This is a genomic window from Roseibium aggregatum IAM 12614 (assembly GCF_000168975.1).
GTDB classification, from domain to species: domain Bacteria; phylum Pseudomonadota; class Alphaproteobacteria; order Rhizobiales; family Stappiaceae; genus Roseibium; species Roseibium aggregatum.
Genome location: NZ_AAUW01000006.1, coordinates 127,079 through 148,310 on the forward strand (window position 1 = coordinate 127,079; position 21,232 = coordinate 148,310).

The 21,232-nt window shown below is 60.5% G+C and carries 23 protein-coding genes; 7 read left to right on the forward strand and 16 right to left on the reverse strand.

Annotated elements, in window-relative coordinates; translation table 11 throughout:
• Nucleotides 1-21: 21 nt before the first annotated feature.
• Nucleotides 22-1,104 (reverse strand): phenylalanine--tRNA ligase subunit alpha, encoded by a 1,083-nt coding sequence (pheS, locus tag SIAM614_RS09760; RefSeq protein ID WP_006934061.1) that lies wholly within the window; start codon nt 1,102-1,104, stop codon nt 22-24.
• Nucleotides 1,105-1,256: 152 nt separating this feature from the next.
• Nucleotides 1,257-1,379 carry a hypothetical protein gene (locus SIAM614_RS33310; protein ID WP_267871941.1) on the reverse strand — a complete coding sequence of 41 codons (123 nt, stop codon included), beginning with the start codon at nt 1,377-1,379 and terminating at the stop codon, nt 1,257-1,259.
• 185 nt (nt 1,380-1,564) lie between these two features.
• On the opposite strand from SIAM614_RS33310, the gene SIAM614_RS09765 reads away from it, so the two are divergent.
• Complete coding sequence (locus SIAM614_RS09765) at nt 1,565-2,518, forward strand: YihY/virulence factor BrkB family protein (protein WP_006934062.1); 954 nt, start codon at nt 1,565-1,567, stop codon at nt 2,516-2,518.
• Between the two features lie 39 nt (nt 2,519-2,557).
• Here the strand turns inward: SIAM614_RS09765 and SIAM614_RS09770 are convergent, their stop codons facing one another.
• On the reverse strand, nt 2,558-3,502 hold the full coding sequence (locus tag SIAM614_RS09770) for a LysR substrate-binding domain-containing protein (RefSeq protein ID WP_324293997.1): 945 nt from the start codon (nt 3,500-3,502) through the stop codon (nt 2,558-2,560).
• 104 nt (nt 3,503-3,606) lie between these two features.
• Between SIAM614_RS09770 and SIAM614_RS32425 the strand changes: the two genes are divergently transcribed.
• Nucleotides 3,607-3,744 carry a hypothetical protein gene (locus tag SIAM614_RS32425; protein WP_006934065.1) on the forward strand — a complete coding sequence of 46 codons (138 nt, stop codon included), beginning with the start codon at nt 3,607-3,609 and terminating at the stop codon, nt 3,742-3,744.
• A gap of 171 nt (nt 3,745-3,915) precedes the next feature.
• Here SIAM614_RS32425 and SIAM614_RS09775 read toward each other — a convergent pair whose 3' ends face one another.
• Nucleotides 3,916-4,320, reverse strand: coding sequence for a tautomerase family protein (locus SIAM614_RS09775; RefSeq protein WP_040439836.1), 405 nt, complete (start codon nt 4,318-4,320; stop codon nt 3,916-3,918).
• Nucleotides 4,321-4,421: 101 nt separating this feature from the next.
• Here SIAM614_RS09775 and SIAM614_RS09780 point away from each other — a divergent pair, with 101 nt between their 5' ends.
• The 3 genes from SIAM614_RS09780 (at nt 4,422) to SIAM614_RS09790 (ending at nt 6,278) form a co-directional block, all read left to right on the forward strand.
• A complete protein-coding gene (locus SIAM614_RS09780) occupies nt 4,422-5,258 on the forward strand; it encodes a LysR family transcriptional regulator (RefSeq protein WP_006934067.1) in 837 nt (278 codons plus the stop codon).
• Between the two features lie 61 nt (nt 5,259-5,319).
• On the forward strand, nt 5,320-5,682 hold the full coding sequence (locus tag SIAM614_RS09785) for a MerR family transcriptional regulator (protein WP_006934068.1): 363 nt from the start codon (nt 5,320-5,322) through the stop codon (nt 5,680-5,682).
• Entirely contained in the window at nt 5,679-6,278 is a 600-nt protein-coding gene (locus SIAM614_RS09790; RefSeq protein WP_006934070.1) for a short chain dehydrogenase, read from the forward strand. The genes SIAM614_RS09785 and SIAM614_RS09790 overlap by 4 nt, the downstream gene beginning before the upstream one ends.
• A 19-nt stretch (nt 6,279-6,297) precedes the next feature.
• On the opposite strand, the gene SIAM614_RS32915 is transcribed toward SIAM614_RS09790, so the two are convergent.
• Both SIAM614_RS32915 and lepA read right to left on the reverse strand, forming a co-directional pair.
• The gene (locus SIAM614_RS32915; RefSeq protein WP_006934072.1) at nt 6,298-6,879 is read right to left on the reverse strand and encodes a PhnA domain-containing protein; all 582 of its coding nucleotides are present in this window, start codon (nt 6,877-6,879) and stop codon (nt 6,298-6,300) included.
• 240 nt (nt 6,880-7,119) lie between these two features.
• A complete protein-coding gene (lepA, locus tag SIAM614_RS09800; RefSeq protein ID WP_006934073.1) occupies nt 7,120-8,925 on the reverse strand; it encodes a translation elongation factor 4 in 1,806 nt (601 codons plus the stop codon).
• A 239-nt stretch (nt 8,926-9,164) separates the two neighbouring features.
• Here lepA and SIAM614_RS09805 point away from each other — a divergent pair, with 239 nt between their 5' ends.
• The gene (locus tag SIAM614_RS09805; protein ID WP_006934077.1) at nt 9,165-9,680 is read left to right on the forward strand and encodes a GNAT family N-acetyltransferase; all 516 of its coding nucleotides are present in this window, start codon (nt 9,165-9,167) and stop codon (nt 9,678-9,680) included.
• A 60-nt stretch (nt 9,681-9,740) separates the two neighbouring features.
• Here the strand turns inward: SIAM614_RS09805 and mepA are convergent, their stop codons facing one another.
• From mepA to SIAM614_RS09820, 3 genes are all read right to left on the reverse strand, one after another.
• On the reverse strand, nt 9,741-10,883 hold the full coding sequence (gene mepA / locus SIAM614_RS09810) for a penicillin-insensitive murein endopeptidase (RefSeq protein WP_006934079.1): 1,143 nt from the start codon (nt 10,881-10,883) through the stop codon (nt 9,741-9,743).
• Nucleotides 10,884-10,891: 8 nt separating this feature from the next.
• Nucleotides 10,892-11,977: a patatin-like phospholipase family protein gene (locus SIAM614_RS09815; RefSeq protein WP_006934080.1), complete on the reverse strand. Its 1,086-nt coding sequence runs from the start codon at nt 11,975-11,977 to the stop codon at nt 10,892-10,894.
• Nucleotides 11,978-12,189: 212 nt separating this feature from the next.
• Nucleotides 12,190-12,993: an alpha/beta fold hydrolase gene (locus SIAM614_RS09820; RefSeq protein WP_006934082.1), complete on the reverse strand. Its 804-nt coding sequence runs from the start codon at nt 12,991-12,993 to the stop codon at nt 12,190-12,192.
• A 220-nt stretch (nt 12,994-13,213) separates the two neighbouring features.
• On the opposite strand from SIAM614_RS09820, the gene SIAM614_RS09825 reads away from it, so the two are divergent.
• Complete coding sequence (locus SIAM614_RS09825) at nt 13,214-14,257, forward strand: M42 family metallopeptidase (RefSeq protein ID WP_006934084.1); 1,044 nt, start codon at nt 13,214-13,216, stop codon at nt 14,255-14,257.
• 190 nt (nt 14,258-14,447) lie between these two features.
• Here the strand turns inward: SIAM614_RS09825 and SIAM614_RS09830 are convergent, their stop codons facing one another.
• From SIAM614_RS09830 to SIAM614_RS09860, 7 genes are all read right to left on the reverse strand, one after another.
• Nucleotides 14,448-15,119 carry a hypothetical protein gene (locus SIAM614_RS09830; protein ID WP_006934086.1) on the reverse strand — a complete coding sequence of 224 codons (672 nt, stop codon included), beginning with the start codon at nt 15,117-15,119 and terminating at the stop codon, nt 14,448-14,450.
• Between the two features lie 44 nt (nt 15,120-15,163).
• Nucleotides 15,164-15,844: an alpha/beta hydrolase gene (locus tag SIAM614_RS09835; protein ID WP_006934088.1), complete on the reverse strand. Its 681-nt coding sequence runs from the start codon at nt 15,842-15,844 to the stop codon at nt 15,164-15,166.
• A gap of 15 nt (nt 15,845-15,859) precedes the next feature.
• Nucleotides 15,860-17,125, reverse strand: coding sequence for a TCR/Tet family MFS transporter (locus tag SIAM614_RS09840; RefSeq protein WP_006934090.1), 1,266 nt, complete (start codon nt 17,123-17,125; stop codon nt 15,860-15,862).
• A 49-nt stretch (nt 17,126-17,174) separates the two neighbouring features.
• A complete protein-coding gene (locus SIAM614_RS09845) occupies nt 17,175-18,776 on the reverse strand; it encodes a B12-binding domain-containing radical SAM protein (protein ID WP_006934091.1) in 1,602 nt (533 codons plus the stop codon).
• Nucleotides 18,777-18,896: 120 nt separating this feature from the next.
• Nucleotides 18,897-20,210: a tetratricopeptide repeat protein gene (locus SIAM614_RS09850; RefSeq protein WP_006934093.1), complete on the reverse strand. Its 1,314-nt coding sequence runs from the start codon at nt 20,208-20,210 to the stop codon at nt 18,897-18,899.
• A gap of 67 nt (nt 20,211-20,277) precedes the next feature.
• Entirely contained in the window at nt 20,278-20,478 is a 201-nt protein-coding gene (locus SIAM614_RS09855; protein WP_006934095.1) for a cold-shock protein, read from the reverse strand.
• A 270-nt stretch (nt 20,479-20,748) separates the two neighbouring features.
• Nucleotides 20,749-21,207 (reverse strand): YtoQ family protein, encoded by a 459-nt coding sequence (locus tag SIAM614_RS09860; RefSeq protein ID WP_006934098.1) that lies wholly within the window; start codon nt 21,205-21,207, stop codon nt 20,749-20,751.
• Between the last annotated feature and the right edge of the window lie 25 nt (nt 21,208-21,232).

Consider the following 21,232-nt stretch of genomic DNA (forward strand, 5'->3'; position numbering starts at 1 on the left):
GGCGCCCCCCAATTCAGGCGGTTAACTGGACAGACCACCGAACAGCGTCGGCAGGTCGAGTGGTCGGAAGCCGTAATGCTGGATCCAGCGGACGTCGGCGTCGAAGAAGGCGCGCAGGTCCGGCATGCCGTATTTCAGCATCGCGATACGGTCGATCCCCATGCCCCAGGCAAACCCCTGGTAGACATCCGGATCGAGCCCGCAATTGCGGATGACGTTCGGATGAACCATGCCGCAGCCAAGAATTTCCAGCCAGTCCTCTCCCTGGCCGATCTTCACTTCGCCGCCGGACCGGTCGCACTGGATGTCGAGTTCCATGGACGGTTCGGTGAACGGGAAGAAGCTCGGGCGGAAGCGCATCTTGATGTCGTCGACTTCGAAGAAGGCCTTGCAGAATTCGCGCAGGACCCATTTCAGGTGGCCGAAATGGCTGCCCTTGTCGATCACGAGACCTTCCACCTGGTGGAACATCGGCGTGTGGGTCTGGTCGCTGTCACAGCGGTATGTCCGTCCCGGCGTGATGACGCGGATCGGCGGTTCCTGGCTGCGCATGGTCCGGATCTGGACCGGCGAGGTGTGCGTGCGCAGCAGCAGCCGTTCGCCGTCTTCCTTCGGATTGAAGAAGAACGTGTCGTGCATCTCGCGCGCCGGATGGCCTTCGGGAAAGTTCAGCGCGGTGAAATTCAGTTCATCGGTCTCGATGTCCGGGCCTTCGGCAATGGAAAAGCCCATGTCGGCAAAGATCGCCGTCAGCTCGTCGATGACCTGGCTGACCGGATGAATGCGGCCGGTCTCCACGGGTGTGGGGCGCAGGGGCAGGGTGATATCCACCCGCTCGCTGGCCAGCCGCGCTTCCAGCGCAGCTTCCGCCAGCACGTCCTTGCGGGCGGCGATTGCGTCGGTGATCTTCGCCTTCAGGCCGTTGAGGGCAGGGCCCATCACCTGGCGCTCTTCCGGCGTCATCTTGCCGAGCGTTTTCATCTGCTCGGAGATTGAGCCCTTCTTGCCAAGGGCGGCAACGCGGATGTCTTCCAGGGCGGCTTCGGTCCCGGCGCCTTCGATGGCGGCCAGAAGATCGGTTTCAAGAGTGTCGAGGTTGGACATGCGTACTCGGTCATCGGTTCGCGCGTTGCGCGCGGAGGTGTCGAAACAGAAAGTCGGGGTCTTTTAGCGAATAATCGCAGCGATTGCCACGGCCTCATGCGCATTATTGCGTGAGTTCCCGAAGTGATGAAAAGCGCCGGAATTAAAGCGCGTTAGCGCGTAAATCGCCCGCAGGCGGGGCCCTGCAGCTCAATGAGGCGCACGTCGAACCCGGACAGGGCCTGACAGCCTTCGGGAAGTCCGGAACGGCGGATATGTGCTGTACGATCGCTCATGGGGCGTCAATGTAGCGAAAGGCGGGGCGTTGGCAAGCGGAAAAGGCAGTCCGCCGCGCACTGGGCCGGGGGTCGATTGCCACGCAGAGGAACTCATTTCCCGCACAGGCGTTCACTTGCTGAGTTCCCTGCTGTTTGCCGACGTCCGGGGACAGCCGGGCGTTCGGGTACCAGAGGGGGCATGCATGACACGTGGAAGAGAAGCTGTCAGTCCGGACAAGATCCCGCCGGTGGGATGGCTGGACATCGGCGTGCGCGTCTGGAACGCGGTACAGCGCGACCATATCGACCTGATCGCGGCGGGCGTGGCCTTCTACGGTCTCCTGGCAATCTTCCCCACCATAACCGCTCTCACCGCATTGTCCGGGCTCATCGTCGAGCCGGTCGAGGTGAGCCGTCAGCTTGAGCTGATCGAGAGCGTCCTCCCGCATGAAGCGTCACAGATCATTCTGGCGCAGGCGGCGGATGTCGCCGGCAGCGAGAATGCAGGGCTCAGCTTCGCGTTGATCATTGGTCTGGGCATTGCGATCTATTCTACATCCAGGGGCATGGCCAGCATCATGGAGGGGTTGAACATTGCCTATGACGAGGTCGAGAAGCGCAGCTTCATCGCACTGAAGGTCCGCACTCTGGCGATGGCCTTGCTGCTTGTTCTTGCATTTGTTCTGGGGTTGGTTTCCGCGCTGCTGCTGCCTGTCATCTTCAGTTACCTCGCCCTGCCGGAATGGCTGGAGAGGATCCTGTCCTCGGCGCGCTGGATCATTCTCGGGTTGCTGACAGTGACCGGGCTGTCTTTCGTCTACAGGTTCGGACCGTCCAGAACCGACGCGAAATGGAAATGGATAACGCCCGGTGCCGTTGTCGCCTGCCTGCTGTGGCTCGCCGCGTCCTACGGCTTTTCGGTCTATGTGTCGAACTTTGCCAGCTACAACAAGACCTTCGGCAGCCTTGCGGGCGTCATCATTCTGCTCATGTGGCTCTGGATTTCGGCCTACATCGTCCTGCTCGGCGCCGAGCTGAATGGCGAGATGGAAGCGCAGACGCGCCGGGATAGCACCGTCGGCCCGGAGCGTCCAATGGGTACGCGCGGTGCGGTCAAGGCCGATGTCCTGGGCAAATCCATTGCTGGTGCAGACTAGCCGAGGGCTCTGCCGGAAGTGACCCGCCATCAGCCTGGCTTACGCCACCACCGCGTCCGCCCCCTTCGGTCTGCCGATGGAGCCTTGCAGTTCTTCGCGCAGCCAGTCGCCGAAGGCTTTCTTGGCCCTGGTCTGCGGGGCGTTCTTGCCGCTGATCAGCCAGTAGGCGCTGCCGGTGGCCGGACGCTCCGGGAAGGGCGCGATCACCTGACCGGATTTGACCGCATAAACGGCCAGCGTTTCCCACGCCAGGAACACCCCATGGCCGGCAATTGCCGCATCGAGGCACAGTGAGCCGTCGGAAAAGGTCGGGCCGTCCTGCAGGATGCTCTCGTCGAGGCCAAAGAGATCCAGCCAGGTTTTCCAGGTAAACATTTGGCCGGGGTCGCGGATGATCGGCAGTTTGCCGATGTCCTTCGGCTCCCTGATCTGTTCCGCCAGCGCCGGGCTGCAGACGGGAAACACCCGCTGATGCAACAGTTGTTCTGCCCTGACGCCCGGATAGGGCCCCTTGCCGACGCGGATGCAAAGGTCGACATCGCTCATGTCCGGATCGACCAGATCTACCGTCGCTTCCACCCGAACCCTGATGCCCGGATGCGCCTTGTTGAAATTCTTGAGGTGCCACACCAGCCACTTGCCGGCGAAAACCGGTGCAACGGAGATGGTCAGCGCATCCTCGCGTCCGCGCTGGGTGGTGGCGATGGCGGTCGAGAGTGAGGACATGGCGCTGGTCAGATGCGGCTGCATTGCAAGCACATGTGCGGTCGGCAGCAACAGCCGGTTTTGCCGCTCGAACAGTTGCACCCCAAGCTGCGCCTCCGTCTTGTGAAGTTGCTGGCTGACGGCACCAACCGTGACCCCGAGTTCGTTCGCGGCCGCCTTGACGAGCCCAGCCCGGGCAATGGCTTCTACGGCACGAACGCCGGACAGTGAATGCTGTTGAGGTTTTTCATTTAGTAAAACTAAACTGAAACTCAGAATAAGTCGATTTTTTTAGCGAATGAGAGCGTCTATATAAAGAGCATAGCTAAATTCAAAGAAGGAATTTGGCCATGCAAAAAACAATAATAAGGAGACTGAACCTCATGATGAAACTGTTTATGCGCCGTTACATGACGGCCCGTCCGGCATCCGCTTATGACCGCACCGACCCGTTGTCCCATCCGGCAATCGTGCGTATGTCCCAGCGCGAACTGGCCGATCTGCCGCTCAACCGGCGCTAAGGCTTAAGGCCGGCTGAAAAGCCGGTCTGTGACCCTACCGATCGACCCTCCACGAGGACTGGCCGGTTGGACAAGACTTCCCAACCAGAAAACGGCGCCTGGGCCATAAGCCCGGCGCCGTTTCTGTTTTTGGGCGGGCAAGGCAGTCCTGCTGCTGCCCAACGGACCGGATCAAACCGCGACCGGCTGCCTGTCGGCAAATTGCGCGACGCCGTGTCCGAATGACCAGTTCTCCAGCTTGGTTTCCACCAGATTGATGAAGATGTCTTCGGAACGAATGCCGACTTCGCGAGCAAGGCCTCTGGCGATCCGCGCAAACAGCGCCTTCTTCTGCTCGACACTGCGCGTGTCGCTGACAGTCAGTTGAATGATGATCAGGTCGTCGGACCGGTCGATGTTCATGAAATGACGGCCGAACAGGAAATCCTCGCGCGCATGTTCGGTGATCATCATGAACTTGTCGTCCTGCGGCACACCGAAGGTCTCGCGCATGGCCTGATAGATTTCATCCAGGATCGCGGCTTTCTGGACTGCGGTTTTGGAGCCCTTCAGCAGGGAAACGTTGGTAAGCGGCATCATGTCCTCCGTCTTTCGGGAATGAGCCAACTTTATTGCGTTGCCAAAGATAACAGAAACAAATCTTTGATATTTCAAAAATCATAAATTAGAATGATTGAATGACCGATCTCGATATGGATCTTCTGCGCGCTTTCGTGCGCGTTTCCGAAACAGGCAGCTTTACCCGGGCAGGGCAGATGACGGGGGCAAGCCAGTCTGCTGTCAGCGTAAAGATCAAGAAGCTGGAAGACCGTCTCGGCAACACCCTCCTCAGCCGTTCGCCGCGCTCCGTCCGGCTGACGAGCTTCGGCGCACGGTTTCTGAACGACGCGCGCAGCCTGATCGACCTTCATGACAGTGTGACGGCCCGTATTTCCGGCCCGTCCGTTCAAAAACGGCTGCGCTGCGGCATCAGTGATCATGCCGCCGGCGGCAATCTGCCGGCCATTATCGCCGCGCTCAGCAAGGCTCTGCCGGAGCATCGCCTGCACGTTGCGGTCGGTTATTCCGATACGCTCTATACCGATTTCAAGGCAGGGCTGTTCAGCGCGGTCATGGTGCGCTCCGAGGATGTCGAGGGCACCGGCCGTGTGGCCTTTGAGGAGAACCTTGTCTGGACGGCCTCCCGGGAATTTGCCTGGAAGGCCGGCGCCGCGCTTCCCCTTGTCGCCCTGTCCGAGACATGCGCCCTCAGGCGCCTGGCGGAAGGCACGCTGAAGGACGCCGGGATTTCCTATGAAGACGCCTTTACCGGCACGGGTGTCGGCGCTATCCAGGCAGCGGTCAGTGCCGGCCTCGGCATCGCCTGCCTCGACAGGCGCAACATTCCGGCCGGGTGCCGTGAGGTTGGCGACCTCTTTCAGCTTCCGGTCTTGCCAAAGACAAAGATGACGCTCTTCTGCCGCGAGGACGACATCGCCTCTGCAATTCTAGGTGCCTTCAGGGACCATCTGTGAACCCTTGACCTGGAGTTGCTCCAGGGAGCTAGGGTTCACCTGACCAACAAGAGTGGAACCCATGCTGATCTCGGAAGCCTCCATCAGAAGCGGCCTAAGCGCCGATACGATCCGATATTACGAGAAGTCCGGGATCGTTCCTGCCATCGACCGCGGGGCGGACGGCCTGCGCCGGTTTTCTCCCGAGAATGTGGAGTGGCTCACGTTGCTCTATTGGCTGCGCAAGACCGGCATGTCGATGAAGGACATGCAGTGTTTCGCCGCGCTTTACCGCGAGGGCGGGCGCACCGTGAGCGAGCGCAAGGCCTTGCTGCTCGGCCACGCCGAAACCCTCAAACGCAAACGCGCCGATCTCGACCGCTGCGAAGAGGTTCTTGCCGAGAAGCTTGCCATCTACGACAAACTGGAAGGAAAACACCCATGAGGATCATCGTTGTCGGTGCAGCCGGAGCGATCGGGCAGGCAGCCTGTGCCGAACTTTCCCCCCGTCATGAGATCATCACGGCCGGGCGCTCATCGGGTGATATCAAGGTGGACCTCGCCGATGAGGAAAGCATCGAGGCAATGTATGCGAAAGCCGGTCCCGTGGATGCGGTTATCTGTGCTGCCGGCGAGGTCGCATTTGGCCGGCTGGCGGAGATGACCGGGGAGAAATATCTCTACAGCCTGAAGAACAAGGTGCTTACTCAGATCAATCTCGTTCTGAAGGGCCTGAACGTTGTGAGCGAGGGCGGATCGTTCACGCTGACCAGCGGAATTCTCGACCGGGACCCGATCCGGGTCGGTTCGGGCTCGGCGACCGCCAACGGAGCGCTCGGCGGCTTCGTGAAGGCGGCGGCCATTGACATGCCACGTGGTCTCAGGATCAATGTCGTGAGCCCCGGACTTCTGGAGGTCTCGGCCAGCCGCTACGGTGCCATGTTCCCCGGTCACGAACAGGTCTCGTCCCGGCGTGTCGGCCTTGCCTATGCCAAATGCGTTGAGGGAGGCGCGACGGGGCTGGTCGTGCCTGTGGACTGACATAGGGCTGCCAGAGAACTCAGGATTTCTTCACGAACTCCGTCAGGATGACGATGCGCTGATCGTTCACGCGGCCTTCGATCTGGGAGGCATTGTCCGCAACAAGGGAGATGTTGCGCACGGCGGTGCCGCGTTTGGCGGTGAAGTTGGCGCCCTTGACCTTGAGATCCTTGATCAGGGTCACCGTGTCGCCGGCGGCAAGAACAGCGCCGTGGGTATCCTTGTGGACCACACCGTCGTCTGCATCCGTGCTGGCATCAAGGCCGGCCTTTGCCCAGGCGAGCGTATCCTCTTCCAGATACAGCATGTCCAGAAGATCACGTGCCCAGCTTTCATCCGGCATTCTTGAGAGCATGCGGTAGGCGACAACCTGAACCGGCGGCACCTGGCTCCAGGCGGCGTCATTCAGGCAGAGCCAGTGCTTCGGGTCGATATCGGCAGTGCCCGAAATCTGATCCGCGCATGTCGTGCACGCGAGAACCGCCATCTCCGCCGTGCCGTTGGCGTCCGGGCCAACGTCGAGCGGCTGCAACGCATCGGTGGCACCGCAGAATTCGCAGGCATTGCCGGCGCGGTCGGAAAGGGTCTGTTCGATACTCATGGCAAGGCCTTGCTAGGGGACGCGCTGCAGGTTGGCTGTTTCTGCCGGCCTATGGCGTTTCAGTCAGGAAGGGTAAAGGTTTCCATCATTTGTCACGGCGGTTTGCCGAAGGCAAGGCCTTCACCTGCTAATTGCAGGTGCTGATACCTCTTGTCACGGCTTCATGGGTGCCGCCGGCCGTTCGAAACCGGGCAGAGGTTTACGGGACCTTTGGGTTGGCGCTTTGCGCCAACCGGTCTCTCACTCGTCCATCTTCAGGGCCTGGATGAAGGCTTCCTGCGGGATTTCGACCTTGCCGAACTGGCGCATCTTCTTCTTGCCGGCCTTCTGCTTTTCCAGCAGCTTGCGCTTACGGGTGGCATCACCGCCGTAACACTTGGCGGTCACGTCCTTGCGCAGGGCGGAGATGGTCTCGCGGGCGATCACCCGGCCGCCGATGGCTGCCTGGATCGGGATCTTGAACATGTGCCGCGGGATCAGCTCCTTCAGCTTTTCGCACATGGCGCGACCGCGGCGTTCCGCCTGACTGCGGTGCACGAGCACGGAAAGCGCATCGACAGGTTCTTCGTTGACCAGGATCGACATCCTGACGAGATCGCCGGCCCGATAGTCCGAAATCTGATAGTCGAACGACGCGTAACCCTTGGAGATCGACTTCAGACGGTCGTAGAAGTCGAACACGACTTCGTTGAGCGGCAGGTCGTAGGTCACCATCGCGCGGGAGCCGACGTAGGACAGGTCGATCTGAAGACCGCGCCGTTCCTGGCACAGCTTGAGAATGCCGCCCAGATATTCGTCCGGCGTCATGATGGTTGCGCGGATCCACGGCTCGCGGATCTCGGAAATCTTCACCACGTCCGGCATGTCGGCCGGGTTGTGAAGTTCCACGTCCGAACCGTCCGTCAGGGACATCTGGTAAACCACCGACGGTGCGGTCGCGATCAGGTCGAGGTCGAATTCGCGGTAGAGCCGCTCCTGGATGATTTCCAGGTGCAGCAGGCCGAGGAAGCCGCAGCGGAAACCGAAGCCGAGGGCGGCGGAGGTTTCCATTTCGAAAGAGAACGAGGCATCGTTGAGGCGCAGCTTGCCCATGGCAGCGCGCAGGTCTTCGAAGTCGTTCGCATCGACCGGGAAAAGGCCGCAGAACACGACCGGCTGAGCCGGCTTGAAGCCCGGCAGGGCTTGCGTGCAGGGTTTCTTTTCCAGGGTGATGGTATCGCCGACACGGGTGTCGGCCACTTCCTTGATGGACCCGGTGATGACGCCGATCTCGCCGGCATGAAGCTCATCCACCTGCAGGAATTTAGGCGTCATGACGCCGACACGATCAACGTCATAGGCAGCGCCCGTGCCCATCATCTTGATCTTCTGGCCGCGCTTCAGGGAACCGTCGATGACGCGGACGAGCACCATCACGCCAAGGTAGGTGTCGTACCAGCTATCGACCAGCATCGCCTTCAGCGTGGCGTCCGGATCGCCTTCCGGCGGCGGCAGCTTTTTGACGATCGCCTCCAGCACGTCATCGACGCCAAGACCGGTCTTGGCGGAGATCATGCAGGCTTCCGACGCATCGATGCCGATCACATCCTCGATCTGCTCCTTGATGCGGTCCGGTTCGGCCGCGGGCAGATCGATCTTGTTGAGGACGGTGACGATCTCATGATCGTTGTCGATGGCCTGATAGACGTTGGCGAGTGTCTGTGCTTCCACACCCTGCGAAGCATCGACCACCAGCAGCGAGCCTTCACAGGCCGCAAGCGAGCGGGACACTTCATAGGCAAAGTCCACGTGGCCCGGCGTGTCGATCAGGTTCAGCGTATATTGTTCGCCGTCCTTGGCATTGTAGATCAGGCGCACTGTTTGCGCCTTGATCGTGATGCCGCGCTCGCGTTCGATGTCCATCGAATCGAGCACCTGCTCGGTCATTTCACGGTCGGTCAGCGTGCCGGTCATCTGGATCAGACGGTCGGCCAGGGTCGACTTGCCGTGATCGATATGAGCCACGATGGAAAAGTTGCGGATGTTGGAAAGCTTCTTCGTCGTCATGGCCGCCCCTTTACCACTGCAATTCGATTTCGCCTAGTGGATTGAAGCCTGCGTGCGTTGAATCCCGGTGCTTTTTTGCACCCTCTGCCCTACGCCGGGGTCCCCCATGGCCAACGGGATCTGTCATCCTCGGCAAATGACGTAGTTCGTGGCAGACATTTGTCTTGGCAATTCAATCTTAAAGTGTGATCTAGATTGTATTGGCAGAGATGATTTGAACAGCCCGACAAGAGTTTCCGATGTTGATCCGCAATGCAGAACCGAAGGACGTTCCGGCAATTCTGGCACGTTATAACCAGGCCGTGCGCGAGACGACGGCAGCCTGGACAAGTCGCGAGGAAACGCTGGACGAAAGACTGACCTGGTTTGAGGGGCGGATGAAGCAGGATCTTCCGGTTCTCGTGGCGGTGGACGAAACGGATGCCGTGCTTGGTTTCGCCAGTTTCGGCCCGTTCCGGCCGCGCGAAGGCTATCGCCTGACGGCGGAACACTCGGTCTATGTCGACCCGGCGGCACAGCGCCGCGGCATTGGCCGCGCGCTGCTGGAACGCCTGATGGAGATTGCCAACGCCAAGAACCTGCATGTGCTGGTCGGCGTGATCGACGGCGGCAATGCAGCCTCCATCGCCCTGCACGAGAAACTCGGCTTCCATGTCGCCGGACGCCTGCCGGAAGCCGGCACAAAGTTTGGCTGCTGGCTGGATCTGGTCTTCGTCGCCAAGGTTCTGGGACCGATGCAGTCGCCGGAAGCTTAGGGTGTGGCCTCTGAAAAGAAGATGAAATGGGGCCACACCCTAGGTGTTATCCAGCCCGTCTCAATTTGCCGTCAGCACATTCCGGCAGTCATTCGGCAGGGCGGCCAGCGCCATGGGACGTTTCTTGACGACCTTTGGAGGTTCGCCCGGCTTGGGTGGGTTTTTCGGAACCCAGGGCTCATCCGACAGCCAGTAGGCGAGGTCGGCGCCGCAGCCGTCGCCGGGTGGCGGCGGGTTCTGGTTCTCGCAGCCGGCACTGCCCTTCGGGCAAGATAGGCGTACATGGAAATGATAGTGATGGCCCCACCATGGCCGCACTTTGCGCAGCCAGGAGCGGTCACCGCCCTTCTGGAAATCGCACAAGGCCTTCTTGATCGTCGGACTGACGAAGATACGCGCCACACGCTGGTCTGAAGCAGCGCGCCGGATCAGCCTGGCGTGTTTGTCGGACCATTTCCCGGGGTCCACCCGCCGGTCGGCACCCTTGACGTCCATCGGGCCGATCAGCATCGAAATGGCGGAAATATCTTCCCGCTCCTGTGCAGTCAGACGGCGGTTCGGCATTTCCGTCAGCCAGATATCGGCGTCGAGTCCGATCTGGTGGCTGGCATGACCGGATGTCATCGGCCCACCGCGCGGCTGGGCGATATCGCCGACAAGCAGCCCGTTCCAGCCGACCTTCGGAGTGTCATTCGCCAGGTCCTTCAGATAGTCGATCAGGACAGGATGGCCCCAGTTGCGGTTTCGCGACAGGCGCATCGCCTGCCAGGTGGGGCCATCCGTCGGCAGCTCCGCGCCGCCTGCAAGGCACCCCTTGGCATAGGAACCGATCGAGCGGGCTTTCAGATTGGCAGGGCCGTTGGCGGCACCGAAGTAGTCACGGGCTGGCTGGTCACCATAAAGCACAAGCTTCGGCTTGTTCGCGACATAGCCTTCCGGCACGTCGCGTTTCTTTGCCGGAACCGGCACACCGGCCACGATCTCGAGAGTTGGCGAATAGGCCTCGGAGGCTGGGTCGGCCGGCTTGGCGGAGGGCACCGGTGTGGCTGACGCGACAAGGCAGGAAACCTGCAAGGCTGCTGCAAATGCCATCACGCCGGACACCGAAAGGATCCAGCCGGTTCGCTTGCCTGTTCTCCCCGCTCTCACGTCGAAACCTCGTGCGCCAGTCTGGGTGTCTGGCCGCCGCCATGCGCCGGCCATTTCAATCCTCAGGCAGCATGCACCAAATCGGGCGTCTCCGCATCCGATTCGCTATTATCCACATGCGCGGCGATCATGTCGGCGAAGGAATCCAGGAAAACGGTGTTGTCCCGGATCACCCGGTCCGCGGCACCGTTCAGCGTGATGATGTTGCCGGGCCGAGCGTTGTCGATGTCCTCGGCTTCCGCGGGCAGTTCGCCATCGAGCCGGTGATAGCTCACGTTCGGCAGTTCGGCGAAGAGCTGGCTTGCCTGATCGGAGGTTGTCTGGCTTTGAGCATCGGCCAGGATCGACATCAGCGGCGCCCCCTTGGAAGGCTGCAGCCAACCGAGAGCCCCCCAGCCGACGGCATCCTTGTAAAGGAAAGACCGGCTGGGCGCCCGGCCGGTGCCAAGTGACAGGATGACGATCTCGTCGTCGCCCCATCCGAGATTACGGGCTTCCAGATAAGCCGCCAAGGTCGGGTCCTTCATGAACACCGTTCCATCGATCAGGGCTTCCTCGCGCCGGCGGCTGAGGTTTTCAACGCGGGCCGGTTCGAAATAGGACGGGGTTGCAGTGGTCGCCCGCACCGCCTGCCAGAAGTAATAGTCGTCCGGACGGCTGCCGCTGGATTCAACTCCATTGGTCAGGAACACCGCCTTGCGTTGTTCCAGATCGTAGGCGGTCAGCACGAGATGGGTGAGGCCGCTGGCCATGGAGGTCCAGCCGAAGCGTTCCTTCAGCATCCTTTCCAGCGGGCGAGAATCGTAGGTTTCGTCGAACAGGCCGAGGGAACTGGTGACGGTGCGTGCCAGTCGCGCCGAGATCGAGGACTTGAAGATCTCCCGCGCATCGCGCTCGAAAAAGCTTCGGAGTTCGGTGATCGATGCTGCGGGAGCGCCGGCGGAACCGCCAGGGCGTGGGGCGGAAAGGCCGGCAGCAATCAGGCCGCCGGTGGAAGACCCGGCCATCAGATCGAAAATCTGGTGCAGCGGCGTGCTGACGCCGCGCTGGCTCAATCGGCTTTCAAGGGTTTCAAGCAGGCGAAGCGGAATGAGGCCGCGAATGCCGCCACCGTCAATGGAAAGAATAAAACGTTTTTTCTGGGCCATGGGGTTCCCCGGGGTCGTCGCAATGGAAGGCGATACATCTCTCCGGAAAGACGGGAGACGCTTTTTGCTTACCGCTAGAATGTTGTCATCAAATGCGACACTGCAATGGCAAAGCGAAAAACAGGAGGACGATTTTTCGAAATTGGCGAGCAAGAAGTTAAACCGGCCCGGGCAATCTGCGAAGACTCTGCGCAGATTGCCCGGAAACCACCTCAGGAGGCCTTCGCCAGAAAACCGCAGATTGTTTCGACCAGCACTTCGGGACACTCCCTGTGAGGGACGTGGCCCGTATCCGGCAGCACGACTTTTTGCCCGCCCGTGCTTTTGGCGATGTGTTCCGGGTGGCGCGGTGAGCCGTATTCGTCAAGCGCGCCATGGATGGCGATTGTGCTGCAGCGAACACCGGCAAGGGCGTCGTCGAGCGACCATTCGGCAAAGGCCGGCGAAAGCCATGATTCCGTCCAGGCATTCAGGACCCAGCGCGCTTTCGCGCCGTGATAGCGGGTCAGCCTTTCGAACGCACCCGGATCGGCAAAGGTGGTGCGGGCTTCCCGGACACCTTCCAGCGTGCGGTGCTCGATAAGGGCCTGGGCGGCTATCGTCACCAGGGCCGTGACCTTGTCCGGATGCTGCGCGGCCGTATGCACGGCCATGCCGCCACCCACGCTGTGGCCGCAGGCGACGAACCGGCTGAGCCCCAATTGGTCGCACAAGACGGGCACCACAGTTCTGCCTTCATCCGCAATGAAGCTGGCAGGCAATGTATCGCTGCGCGCCGAGGACTGCCCGAAACCGGGTCTGTCGTAGGCAATCACGACCCGTCCGCTGGCACGGGCAAGGCGTTCGGGAAAATCGCGCCAGAGGGCGATACATCCAAGAGAATCGTGAAACAGCAGCACCGGCACCTTGTCGGGCAAACGGTCTTCAGGTGTCCAGATGCGAACGTGAACGATGCTGCTGCCGACCGAGACGGCGCGTGTTTCAACGTGGACGGTGTCGGACAGGAGAGAGGTCAACGCGAATTGCCTTTCCATAAAAGGGTGGAGCGCATTGCCTTCAGTCGGCGGGACAGAGGGTGTGTCCTGACTGTGCGCGTGCGGTGTTTCGCCGAGGCTTATCGCAGGCTGTGGGCCCGCAACAAGTCTCTCTTTTCGAACTATTCCGTCTTGGCTCTTTATCCCGTGCGGCCTTTCGGACTAGGATCGTGCCGATTTTCCAACCTTCACAGGAAGTTTCATGAATATCGATCTTCTTCGCCGTCTTTGCGAAACGCCGGGTGTTCCGGGCCACGAACACCGGGTCCGAGACCTGATCCGGGCGGAAATCAAGGGCTTGTTCGACGAGGTTACCGTCGACCCGATGGGCTCGCTGCTCTGCCGCCGGGACAGCCGCAAGTCCTCCAAGAAGGGCTCCCCGAAGAAGGTCATGCTCCTGTGCCATATGGATGAGATCGGCTTTCTGGTCTCCCATGTCACGGACAAGGGCTTCGTCCATGTGCAGCCGGTTGGTGGCTTCGATGCCCGTAACCTGTTTTCCCGCCGCGTGCTTGTGTCTACCGATGAAGGTGACTTCAAGGGCGTGATGAACCCGGGCGGCAAGCCGATCCACATTTCTTCGCCGGAAGAGCGCAAGAAGGTGCCGGAACCCAAGGAATTCGTCATCGACATGGGCCTTGGCGAAAAGACCAAGGACATCGTCAAGGTTGGCGACATGGTCACCATGGATGAGCCGCTGATCGAGATCGGCGATAAAGTCGTCTCCAAGGCACTCGACAACCGCATTGCCTGCTGGCTCGGCATCGAGGCGATCAAGGGCCTCGGCAAGGCCAAGCACGAATGCGAGATCCACGTCGCCTTCACCTGCCAGGAAGAAGTCGGCCTGCGCGGCGCGCGCACAGCCTCCTTCGCCATTGCGCCGGACATCGGCCTCGGCATCGACACCACGCTTTCCTGCGACACGCCGGGCGTTCCCGAGCAGGACCGCACCACGGTGCAGGGCGAGGGCTTCGGTCTGCACGTCAAGGATTCCAGCTTTATCGCCGACCGGGACCTGGTGAAGGAATTCGAAGCCATCGCGGTCAAGGAAAAGATCCCGTTCCAGCGCACCATGCTGGCCGCCGGCGGTCAGGATGGCGCCGCTGCCCAGCAGGCGGCTGCCGGTGCCAAGGCAATCGGCATCGTCGTCGGCACCCGCTACATCCACACGGTCACCGAAATGATCGACAAGGGCGACCTTCAGGCCGCGCTCGACATCATCGTTGCCTACCTGAAAAAGGCCTGAGACACTGAGAAAGGGGAGCTTCGGCTCCCCTTTCTGTTTCTGAGCGGGAGTTCCGACGTCGTCTGTCTGGAAACTCTCGACTATGAACAAGAAGTGAGGCCGCCAGAAATTCTGCGCGCACCCAGATGGCCGTCTTCAGAAGCCAATCAGCCGCTCAAGGTGCGGGAGAATGCGCGAGACGGGGTTCCCCTCAGGCCACCAGGCCCAGCAGGTTGGAAACCTGATCGCCTGTGCCTGCGTAAAGTTCGCTGACGGCTGCGCTCTGGTAGCTGAAGGAGCCGTTGTCGAAGTTGCCTTCAATGGAAGAGGCGTTCGCGGAGCGGACGGAAAGACCGGTTTCGCTGTCGTAGGACACCCGCTCGAAGGACACGAACTGAGCGGAGACGGTTTCGCCGTCAATCTCGGCTTCGATCGTGGTCGTTGAAATGGTCGCGCTTTCATAGGCGACATTGGCCGACGGGCCGCTGTCCTCTTCACCAAGAGCCGCCTTCAGTTTGCCGGCGGTCTTCTGGTAGTCCTCGACAGTCGCAAGCGCGCCGTCCTTGTCCTCATCGTCGTCCTTGCCCTTGCCTTTTTCGACCGCATCCTGAAGCGCGGCGATCACGACGGCGTCTTCCTCGGCCTGTTTGCTGGCAGCTTCCAGAACACTGACTGCAGGGGACTTGTCGTGGCCATTGCGCTGGCCGATCTCGTGGCCATAGGCGTTGCCCTTGGGATCGTTCTTCTGGCCTTCAGCACCGCCACTCGAAAAGGACGCCGAAAACAGGCTGGCGCTTTGCGTGGTGGTTTCGATGGAAATCTGCATGGCTTCGGATCCCGTCTTGTCCGGCCCTTCCTGGTCCGGCACAGTTGCAGAAATCATCCTCCAAAACCGTTAACAGGCCATTAACCAATATGGGACCGCCCTCACGTCGTTCTGTCGGGACCAAATGCCTTTTCCAGAAACCGGCCGCCCAGCACCATGCCGCGTTCATCGATGGAATGACCGAGGCCTGACAACAGATGCAGGCTTGAGGAAACACCGGCATCGTCAAGCGCCTGTTGCGCCGCCTCGGCGTGGTAACAGGCAACGACATCGTCTTCCTGGCCATGCACGATCAGCACCGGGCTTTGGGTGTTGATCCCATCAAGCTGGCTTGCTCCCGGCAACAGTCCGGAATAGCCGATCAGTGCTGCCGGAGGAGACGGGCGGCGCAGACCACATTGAAAGGTCATCATGGCACCCTGGCTGAAGCCGACCAGTGCCAGCGAGCTGTCATCGAGAGAAAGACGGGACAGTTCGTCGTCCAGAAACCGGTCGAGCACCGGCTGGACGGCTTGCGCGCCAAGGCGGTATTCGTTGAGGTCGCGCTCCTGGAGCGCAAACCATTGCCGCCCGCCGAGCGCTTCAAAGGGAAGGGGCTCCGGGGCGTTTGGCGCAACGAAGGCAGCGTCGGGAAGCTGTCCCTGCCAGGCACGCCCGAGATCGATCAGGTCCGGGCCATCGGCCCCATAGCCATGGAGGATCACCACCAGTTGGCGGGCGGGATTGCCGGAGGCCGGCGCAAGGCGAGGGCCATCGAGAAGGGAAGAGAAACTGGCTGACACGAGGGGGAAACCTGACTATTCGGCTGGCGTCTTCCGATCGTCCAACTCGGAAGGAGACGGCAATTTTTCCTGGAGACGCATGAAGGGAAGGGCGATCAGCATGGCGGCGAGGATCAACAGACCTGCCAGGGCGAACGGCGCTCCCGGGAAGAAAACCGCCGCGTCGGGTCCTGAAAACATGGCGAAAGCCTGCGTCATCACCAGGGGACTGATGACCATGGAAAGCCCCGCGGCACTCGCGATCAGACCCTGCAATTCGCCTTGCGCATTGTCCGGCACGCGAACGGACATCAGGCCGGTGAAGGCAGGCGTTGCCATCGCGCCGAGCGCTGCAAAGGAAATCAGCAGATAGGCCATCCAGCCCGTATCGGCGACGGCAAGACCCGCGAAGGCTATGAGATTGGCTACCAGGCCGATGAACAGCGTCCGGCCGGGCCCGAGCTTCGGTTCCAGAACCCGGATCAGATACCCCTGAACGAAGGCAAACCCGACGCCGACGGCGGCCAGCGACAGGCCGATATCGCCAGGGCTCCAGGCGAAGACTTCCTCCGCATAGTAGCTCCAGACGGACGGGTAGACCAAATGGGCGATATCGAACAGGAAGATGGCCAGCAACAGCGTGCGCACCGACGGATAAACCGCGATCTGCTTCAACGCGCCGAACGGATTGGCACGTTTCCAGTCGAAGCGTCTCCTGTTTTCGTCCTTCAGTGTTTCCGGCAGCATGAAATAGCCGAAAAGGAAATTGACGAAGGAAAGACCCGCTGCCGCATAAAACGGTGCGCGGGATCCGTATTCGCCGAGAAAACCGCCAATCATTGGCCCGAGCACGAAACCGACGCCAAATCCAGCCCCGACAAGCCCGAAGTTCTTCGCCCTGTCCTCCTTGGACGACACATCGGCGATGAAGGCGGAAGCTGCCGAGAAGGTTGCTCCGGCAATACCCGAAAGCGTTCTGCCGATAAACAGCACGGCCAGATGCCAGGACAGCGCCATGATCAGATAGTCGACAGCCATGGCGAACATGGACACCAACAGCACCGGGCGGCGGCCGAACCTGTCGGACAGGTTGCCGAGCGTCGGTCCGAAGGCGAATTGCATCAAGGCGTAGACGACACTGAGCGCGCCACCCCAGCGGGCGGCTTCGCTCACGGGCAGGGAAGTGAGTTCGGTCAGAAGTGAAGGCATGACCGGCATCATCAGGCCGATGCCCATGGAGTTGAGAACCAGCGTGACCAGGATGAACCCCAGCGCGCTGCGTTTGGAGGTACCGGACCGCAACTCTTTTCCCGCCAATCCTGTCGAGTGAAGGACGGGTGACCTTGTCCGATTACTCGGCGGCCACCAGTGCCGGCTGTTCCCAGTTGCCCTTTTCGATTTCGGCGATCTGCTTGTCGATCTGCGCAATGACGAACCGGGAGAACGGCCCCAGGTGCACGTAGAGCGCCAGCATCATCAACACCGGCTTGATCGCCCTGAAATTGGTGAAGGCGGTCTTGGCCAGGGTTTTCCAGAACGGGCCGCGGTAGGTGGTCTCCTTGAAGGTCATTGCCAGGATCAGGCGGCCGAACATCTTGATGTCGTGAAAGAAACCTGCACCGAAAATCGAGCCGTTGGCGCCGCTCATGTCGAGCATGGCAGCCACTCTCTGGACACGGCCGAAATAGGCTTCCGGTCCGTAGACCCGGTCGATGACCTGCTTGAAGTCTTCCAGGATCTGCGCGCGCGGGCGCACGGTGGTGAAGTTGAGACCGGCGGTACACTGGTCGCCATGCTCCGTGTCCGGATCATCGGTGGCGAAGTCGGCATGCAGGCGGCCTTCCTTGGCGAGCCGGCGGGTCAACTGGGTGTTGGGCAGGGCATAGAGCAGCCCGGTCATGGCAACCGGGATCGCGGCTTCCTCGATCAGCGCGGAGATCTCGTCGGCCACCCTGTCGCTTTCCTCGTCGAAGCCGACGATGAAGCCGGCCAGCACGAAGATGCCGGCATCGTAGATCTTGTGGACGCTCTTGGCGATGTCGCGGCGGGTGTTCTGCTTCTTGCGTGTTGCCACCAGAACTTCGGGATCCGGGCTTTCGATGCCGATGAAGACGGAGAAATACCCGGCTTGCTGCATCATCTTCAAAAGGGCTTCGTCGTCGGCAAGGTTCAGGGACGCTTCGGTCGACATTTCGAACGGATAGTTTCGTTCCTTCTGCCATTTTGCCAGTTCCGGAAGAAAACCCTTCACGGCCTTCTTGTTGCCGATCAGGTTGTCGTCGACGAAGTCGACATGACCCCGGTACCCAAGCTCGTACAGCCGGTCGAGTTCGGCCAGCATCTGCTCATTGGTCTTGGTGCGCGGCACGCGGCCATAAAGCTCGATGATGTCGCAGAATTCGCAGGTGAACGGGCAGCCTCGCGAATATTGCACGCCGATCTGGACATAATCGTTAAATTTCAGAAGATCGAAACGCGGCACGGGGCTGGAAGCAACGTCGGCCTTGAATTTCTCGGCAGAGAAACGGCCGTTGCGTACCCCTTCCTTCCAGGCATCAATAAAGGTGGTGAGAATGCCTTCGGCTTCTCCAAGCACCAGGAAATCGGCTGCCTCGTAAACTTCGGGAGAGGACGTGGCGTCCGGGCCGCCGACAACAACGGGAACATTCTTTGCCTGAGAACGGCGAATGACGGCGAGGCAATCGGCCTGCTGGGGCAACATGCCGCCAGTCATGACCATATCGGCCCAGTCGAGATCGTCATTCGTCAACTCGCCGGTGTTGCGGTCGATCAGACGCACGTTCCAGGTGTCCGGCAGCATTGCGGCAACGGTGATTAGGCCGAGAGGAGGAGCGGGGTATTTGGCCCCCACCATTTCGCAGGTTGCACCATAGTTCCAGAATGAACCGGCATTGAAGCGCGGATACACCAGCAGAACATTGCATTCCGACATTAACGGTCCCTCCAAACGGACACTTGTTCCCAACGGCGACACCGTAACAACTTTACGCTCCGGCACAACCGCTTTGAGTATACTTGAACGAATTCACCTGCTGGCCGCGCGAACAGGCCATCACGTTTGGCTGGCGTCTGGCTTGCGGATGTGAAAAACGAGCCCGTGCACGTCCTTGCCGAGTTCTCGGCGCAGAATATCCCGTTTCTCCCGGGCATAGACAAGGCCCGCGGCCTCTGCGCAGCGCTTGAGATACTCGGGCCTGTGGGCGTAGCGTCCCGTGGTGTCGACGCGGTAATCCGGCCCGTCTGAACTATCGAGATGCTCGACGCTTGCGACGAGTACGCCGCCCGGTGCGAGGGCGCTTTGCAACGCCTGCATGAAGGCCTCCAGATCACCGAGATAGCACAGCGTGTCGACGCAGACAGCCAGATCGAAACGGGCTGGCAGATCCGAGGACAGAAATTCAACGAGTTCACCCTCGACCAGGAAGTCGTAGACCTTCAGTGCGGCTGCCTTGCGCAACATGCCCGGCGACAGGTCGATGCCGGTGAGCCGGGCGCTGTGGTCGCGGATCAGCGGTCCGCACAGGCCGGTGCCGCAGCCGAGGTCGGCCACATGGGCGAACGGGACGTCGCGCCCGCTCGCCAGCTCCGCGACCTCCTCGGCGACCAGCTTCGGTGCCTGGTAACCGAGCCCGTTCAGAACCTGGTCGAAACTTTCCGAGAAGCTGTCGAAATGATCTCGGACATAGTCCACGGGCGCGAGTGACAGGTCTTCGCCGCGGATGGCGGCCAGCTGATAGCTGATGACCGGATCGTCAGGGAAGGTTGCGACGAGCATCTCCATATGCCGGGTGGCGACGTCGGGCCGCCCGAGCGCGCACAGCACGCGGGGATGCCAACCCTTGTCGTTCCAGACGTCCGGCGGAAACTGAAGGCAGCGTTCGAATGCGTCCGCCGCTTCCTCCCTTTGGCCGGCAAGCATCAGCGAGAGGCCGAAGTTGTGCCAGCCGCTGTGGTTGTCCGGGTCGAGGCGCACGACTTCCCGCAGCATTGGCAGAAGCTCGTCGTTGTTGCTGGCTTCCTGGAGCATCATCGAGATGTTGTTCCAGGCTTCCTCATGGCGAACTTCGATCTCTACCGCGCGCAGATAGGCCTTCAGCGCCTCGTCTTTGTTGCCCGAAAGCTTCAGGATATTGCCTAGGTTGTTCCAGGCGGAGAAGTTGCGGGGGTTCTTTTCCAGGGAGGCTTGGATAAGCGCGATCGCATTGTCCGCATGGCCGGCATCGAAATGCAGAAGTCCCAGGAAATGCAGGCCGTCCGCGTGATCGGGATCTTCTGCAAGCACGTCCTTGTAGGCGTTGAGCGCAGCCTCCAGGTCGCCACCCCGGTGGGCGGAGATGCCCTGCTGCAATCTCTCTTCAATCTGCATCTTAAAATATCCAATAAAAAAGGGCGGTCGAACCGCCCTTGTACCCGGTAATGACCTGTAAGGGATCTTACAGGACTTTCAGGTCTTCAGCCACCATCTGACCGCGGCGCCACTCCAGGTCGAATGCCACGAGTTGGCCTTCCGTCAGAGTGTCGATACCGGACCGGCGCAGAGCCGAAATGTCGACAAGGATGTCCTCGCCGTCTTGCGGTTCGATCGTACCGATACCTCGGCGATTATCGAACCATTTCACGTTTCCATGCAGCATGGAGTCTTCTTTCTAATTTTCGTCATCCTTGGCACATGAGCGGCATTCATATCTGCCTTTTTCAACGCCTTGATGACAGTGTTGATGATAATACTAAAGTACTTCTCAGACCCTGCTCGAAACTGGACATCGGCGCGCGCAGTCTTTTCGCGACTGCCTCGCTTCAAGATGCCGTTCCATTTGGCTGAGGTCTGGTTGCCCGGAAAAAACCCCGGGCTTTTCCATAGTGTCTATTAGTATGGTAATGAAATTGTTAATTTCAAGACCTGCTCAGCGATCGAGCTTTCCCAGTATAACATATTTGAGAATATCGACGACTTGTTCGGACGTTTCGGCAACCGCAAGCGCAGCTGCGTCAACTTCCTTCAGCGGGTGCGTCAGCGACGGGTCGTGCACAACGATCAGCGACTTCCCGAGCGCAGCGGCATAGCCCGCATCGAAGGCCGCGTTCCACTGTTTGTATTTGTCGCCAAAGCGGACGACCACGATGTCGGCCTTCTCCAGCAGCGACCGCGTCCGGATCGCGTTCACCTTCGCACCCTTGTGGTCGTACCAGAACTTGTTGTCCTCACCGCCCAGAATGGCAGCACCGCAATCGTCGCTGGCATCGTGGTCGGTGACGGGAGAGGAAAATTCCACCGGCAACTTGAGCGCCGCGGCGCCTTCCATGATCTTGTCCCGCCAGTCGGTATGGATCTCGCCGGACAGGTAGACGCGCCAGGTGGTCATAAGGTTCTCCCATGCAAGTTTTTGA

Bases quoted from the DNA above. Each gene is read 5' to 3' on its own strand.
- lepA (WP_006934073.1), bottom strand. From the start codon at position 8,925: ATGACGACGAAGAAGCTTTCCAACATCCGCAACTTTTCCATCGTGGCT.
- SIAM614_RS09805 (WP_006934077.1), top strand. From the start codon at position 9,165: ATGTTGATCCGCAATGCAGAACCGAAGGACGTTCCGGCAATTCTGGCA.
- SIAM614_RS09780 (WP_006934067.1), top strand. From the start codon at position 4,422: ATGACCGATCTCGATATGGATCTTCTGCGCGCTTTCGTGCGCGTTTCC.
- SIAM614_RS09785 (WP_006934068.1), top strand. From the start codon at position 5,320: ATGCTGATCTCGGAAGCCTCCATCAGAAGCGGCCTAAGCGCCGATACG.
- pheS (WP_006934061.1), bottom strand. From the start codon at position 1,104: ATGTCCAACCTCGACACTCTTGAAACCGATCTTCTGGCCGCCATCGAA.
- SIAM614_RS09815 (WP_006934080.1), bottom strand. From the start codon at position 11,977: ATGGCCCAGAAAAAACGTTTTATTCTTTCCATTGACGGTGGCGGCATT.
- SIAM614_RS32915 (WP_006934072.1), bottom strand. From the start codon at position 6,879: ATGAGTATCGAACAGACCCTTTCCGACCGCGCCGGCAATGCCTGCGAA.
- SIAM614_RS09845 (WP_006934091.1), bottom strand. From the start codon at position 18,776: ATGTCGGAATGCAATGTTCTGCTGGTGTATCCGCGCTTCAATGCCGGT.
- SIAM614_RS09775 (WP_040439836.1), bottom strand. From the start codon at position 4,320: ATGCCGCTTACCAACGTTTCCCTGCTGAAGGGCTCCAAAACCGCAGTC.
- SIAM614_RS32425 (WP_006934065.1), top strand. From the start codon at position 3,607: ATGATGAAACTGTTTATGCGCCGTTACATGACGGCCCGTCCGGCATCC.
- mepA (WP_006934079.1), bottom strand. From the start codon at position 10,883: ATGGCCGGCGCATGGCGGCGGCCAGACACCCAGACTGGCGCACGAGGT.
- SIAM614_RS33310 (WP_267871941.1), bottom strand. From the start codon at position 1,379: ATGAGCGATCGTACAGCACATATCCGCCGTTCCGGACTTCCCGAAGGC.
- SIAM614_RS09830 (WP_006934086.1), bottom strand. From the start codon at position 15,119: ATGATTTCTGCAACTGTGCCGGACCAGGAAGGGCCGGACAAGACGGGA.
- SIAM614_RS09765 (WP_006934062.1), top strand. From the start codon at position 1,565: ATGACACGTGGAAGAGAAGCTGTCAGTCCGGACAAGATCCCGCCGGTG.
- SIAM614_RS09825 (WP_006934084.1), top strand. From the start codon at position 13,214: ATGAATATCGATCTTCTTCGCCGTCTTTGCGAAACGCCGGGTGTTCCG.
- SIAM614_RS09855 (WP_006934095.1), bottom strand. From the start codon at position 20,478: ATGCTGCATGGAAACGTGAAATGGTTCGATAATCGCCGAGGTATCGGT.
- SIAM614_RS09850 (WP_006934093.1), bottom strand. From the start codon at position 20,210: ATGCAGATTGAAGAGAGATTGCAGCAGGGCATCTCCGCCCACCGGGGT.
- SIAM614_RS09790 (WP_006934070.1), top strand. From the start codon at position 5,679: ATGAGGATCATCGTTGTCGGTGCAGCCGGAGCGATCGGGCAGGCAGCC.
- SIAM614_RS09860 (WP_006934098.1), bottom strand. From the start codon at position 21,207: ATGACCACCTGGCGCGTCTACCTGTCCGGCGAGATCCATACCGACTGG.